Genomic DNA, 3,502 nt, shown 5'->3' on the forward strand with positions numbered 1-3,502 from the left:
TACCGCCACTGCTCAGTGGTGCCGAATTCGCCGCCGTCGCGCGGCTTGAGCCGGGCAATGGCGTCGGCCAGCACGGCTTTGAGTTCGTTGGCCCGCTCCAACGGCTGGTCGGGCGCCCCGCGGGCAGCCAGCCGCTCATCGATCACCGGTAACGCCGTCAGCGGGCTGGCGATCAGCTTGGTCAGGTCCCCGTAGTGGCCGAGCGCCCGGCGAGTCAGCCGGGCGAAGGTGTCGTCGTCGACCTCGCCGAGCGAGTGCACCGACCGCAGCGGCAACGCCGCTTCCGTACCCCGCAGGGCGGCCCGGTCGGCGCGCAGCGCCGGCGATCCGGAGAACGCCAATCGGTCCAGCACGCCGGCCAGCGGACCGGCCAGCACCTGAATCGCGACCGCGATCGCCACGATGCTGAACAGCAGCGCCGTCAGCGCGCTCTGCGCCGAGTGCTCCCGGCGAGTCACCGCCACACCGACCAGAGCCTGCCCACCGAACAGCACCGCCACCACGACGCTGCCGACGAACGAACGCAGCATGTCGGCACGCAGGGCCTGCCCTTCGTCGAAGGCGTCCCACAGCGCCACCGCCACACCGAGCGAGAGGACGTCGAACCCGGTGCCTGCCAACGCCAGCCAGCTGGGCACCAGACCCAGCGGGATGATGAGAATGGCGTTACTAAGCGCGAAAAACAGTGTGGCGAGGACGATCAGCCCGGACGCGGGCAAGTGCTGAGCGGGCCGGGCCAGGGCCGCCACCATGGCGCCCAGCGTGGACGTCGAGATCGCGGCGAGCATCACCAGGTGGCCCGCCCGCAGCGGTCCCTCGACTCCCCCGGCCAGCGCGGCACCCAGTAAAGTCACCGCGCCGACACCGGTCACCAGCAGAGCGGTGCGCACCCGCGAGCTGTCGCTCGGGCGGGCCAACTCGACGAGTACCGCGAACCAGGCGACACCGGGCACAGCGTCCAGGTAGATCTCGAGGTGGCTGAGCAGCGCAGCGTGCCCGACCAGCCGCACCGCGTCCAGCGCCACTACGCTCGCGAAGCTGCATAGTCCGACCGCCGCCAACACCAGCACCGGCTTGCGCGGGTCGCGGGCTAGCAGATAGAGCCCCAGCCACCAGCTCAGTACGAACACCACAGCCGACGGCGCAGCCATCAGACCAGTTTGGCACGCACTTACGTGCCGTAACGGCGGTGTCGCAAACTGTAGTCACGCAAAGCCCGCAGGAAGTCGACCCGGCGGAACGCGGGCCAGTACGCCTCGGTGAACCACATCTCCGAGTAGGCGCTCTGCCACAGCAGGAACCCGGACAGCCGCTGCTCACCGGATGTCCGGATGACCAGGTCGGGGTCGGGCTGCCCGGAGGTGTAGAGGTTCTGGGCGATCGCGTCGACGGTCACCGACTCCACGAGCTCTTCCCTGGTGGCACCGTTGGCGAGTTCCTTGCCCAGCAGCGCGCGCACCGCGTCCGCGATTTCCTGACGGCCGCCGTACCCGACCGCGACGTTGACGTGAAAGCCGCCGTCACTGCAGGTCGATCCGACAGCGTCGCGCAGCCGTCGGGCCGGTTCCTCACCGATCAGCTCCAGATCCCCCACCGTGCGCACGCTCCAGCGGTTGACCGGCGCGCAGATCTCCTCGACGACATCAGTGATGATCTCGATCAACGCCGCCAGTTCGCCGGCGTCGCGCTGCAGGTTCTCCGTGGACAGCAGGTAGACGGTGGCCATCTCGATGCCGGCCTCCTGACACCAGCGCAGCATCTCGGCGATCTTGGCGGCACCCATCCGGTACCCGTAACTGACGTCGTCGTACCCCGCGCTACGGGCCCAGCGCCGGTTGCCGTCACACAACACCGCGATGTGGCGGGGCAGGTCCGGCCTCGACGCCGCCAACCCCTGACGGAGCCGCATCTCGTATACGCGATACAGCGGCTCCTTGAGTCGCCTGGGGATGATTTCCACGGCCACCCAGCCTACTGTGACCGCCGAAAATTAGCGGAAATCTCACAGCGCGCCACCACAGGAAGACGCCCATTAATTCCGTAACGTAGGTGGGTAGACGTAGCTGTCATCGGTACTGCAGCCAGGGAGGGATTTTGAGCGGCCAGACCAGCACCGCCCCACAGCCAGTGTTGACCGAGACGGACAATTCAGCGGACACCATTGGCGAGCACCTCGCTCACGTACTGACCAGGCCGCGGTTCCGTGGCTGGATCCACGTCTACTCCGCCGCGGTCGCCGTCGTCGCGGGGGCAGCCCTGATCTCGGTGTCCTGGCCTCTGGTGGGTCTGAAGGCCGGGTTGGCGACCTTCATCTACACCGCCGCGGCGGTGACGATGTTCGCCGTCAGCGCCACCTACCACCGCGTGCACTGGAAGTCGGCGCGCGCCCGTAACGTGATGAAGCGGCTCGACCACTCGATGATCTTCGTGTTCATCGCGGGCAGCTATACGCCGTTCGCGATGCTGAACTTCCCGCCGCAGGCGGGCAAACTCGTGCTGTCGATCGTCTGGGGCGGCGCGCTGGCCGGCACCCTGCTCAAAGTCTGCTGGCCCTCGGCGCCGCGCTGGGTCGGCGTGCCGCTGTACCTGCTGCTGAGCTGGGTGGCGGTGTGGTTCACCGGGACGATTCTGCACGGTGCCGGGGTGGCGGCGTTCACGCTGCTCGTCGTCGGCGGAGTGATCTACAGCGTCGGCGGTCTGCTCTACGGTCTGCGCTGGCCCGACCCGTGGCCCAGGACGTTCGGCTACCACGAGTTCTTCCACGCCTGCACCGCGGTGGCGGCCATCTGCCACTACATCGCCATGTGGTTTGCGGTCTTCTTCTAGACCTTTCCCGAGCGGCGACAACCCTTACAGCGGTGTGACGTCCGCCGCTGACCAGTAGGCCTTCATCGCGGCGATCTTGCCGTCCTCGTTGAACACCATGACGTCGATTGGCTCGATCCGCATCCCGCCGTCGCCGCCTTTCACGGTCAGCCGGAATTGGAACGCCGCCTCGTTGCCGGCGACGCGTAACGACACCAGCTCGCACTCCCGTTCCACGCTTTGCATCGCCGAGTAAAAGCCGTGGATCGCCTGCCGGCCGATGTGGACTTCGCCGCCGACCGGATCCTCGACCGTGGCGTCGTCAGCGTAGAGCTCGACCATGTCGTCGGCGCTGCCCTTGGCCACCAGGCTGATGTATCGGTTGACGACGTCGGCGATGTGTTCGGCAGTCGACATGTTGGCCCACGCTACCGCGACGGACCGAGCGCGACCGCCAGTTCTGGCCCGGTGGTAACCGGTAGATCGCAGACCTTGCCGCGGCACACATAAGCGGCGTCAGCGCCGGCCACCCGATCCCTTTCAGCCAGTAACTTCGAGGAGTTCGCCGGACCGCCGACGACGATCGCCCCGCCCGGCGCCAGCCGACGGGCATCGGCCAACAGCGGCGATCGCTTTTCGTCACAGGCCACCGCGATCTGCAGCGGACCACGCACGGCGGCTTCGGCCACCGCCAGCC

Annotated in this window: 4 protein-coding genes and 1 pseudogene; 1 reads left to right on the forward strand and 4 read right to left on the reverse strand. The window is 67.7% G+C overall.

Annotated elements, in window-relative coordinates:
- On the reverse strand, positions 1-1,151 hold a 1,151-nt coding region (locus WA317_RS06935), incomplete at its 3' end, for a hypothetical protein (RefSeq protein WP_425172334.1).
- Positions 1,152-1,171: 20 nt separating this feature from the next.
- Positions 1,172-1,960: a (2Z,6E)-farnesyl diphosphate synthase gene (locus WA317_RS06940; RefSeq protein WP_425172337.1), complete on the reverse strand. Its 789-nt coding sequence runs from the start codon at positions 1,958-1,960 to the stop codon at positions 1,172-1,174.
- A 134-nt stretch (positions 1,961-2,094) separates the two neighbouring features.
- Here WA317_RS06940 and trhA point away from each other — a divergent pair, with 134 nt between their 5' ends.
- Positions 2,095-2,826, forward strand: coding sequence for a PAQR family membrane homeostasis protein TrhA (trhA, locus tag WA317_RS06945; RefSeq protein ID WP_425172335.1), 732 nt, complete (start codon positions 2,095-2,097; stop codon positions 2,824-2,826).
- 24 nt (positions 2,827-2,850) lie between these two features.
- Here the strand turns inward: trhA and WA317_RS06950 are convergent, their stop codons facing one another.
- Both WA317_RS06950 and WA317_RS06955 read right to left on the reverse strand, forming a co-directional pair.
- Positions 2,851-3,222 (reverse strand): nuclear transport factor 2 family protein, encoded by a 372-nt coding sequence (locus WA317_RS06950; RefSeq protein WP_425172336.1) that lies wholly within the window; start codon positions 3,220-3,222, stop codon positions 2,851-2,853.
- A gap of 11 nt (positions 3,223-3,233) precedes the next feature.
- Positions 3,234-3,502, reverse strand: a pseudogene (locus WA317_RS06955) (hypothetical protein); the annotation flags it as partial.

Origin of the sequence: Mycobacterium sp. (assembly GCF_049802695.1) — a bacterium.
GTDB lineage: Bacteria > Actinomycetota > Actinomycetes > Mycobacteriales > Mycobacteriaceae > Mycobacterium.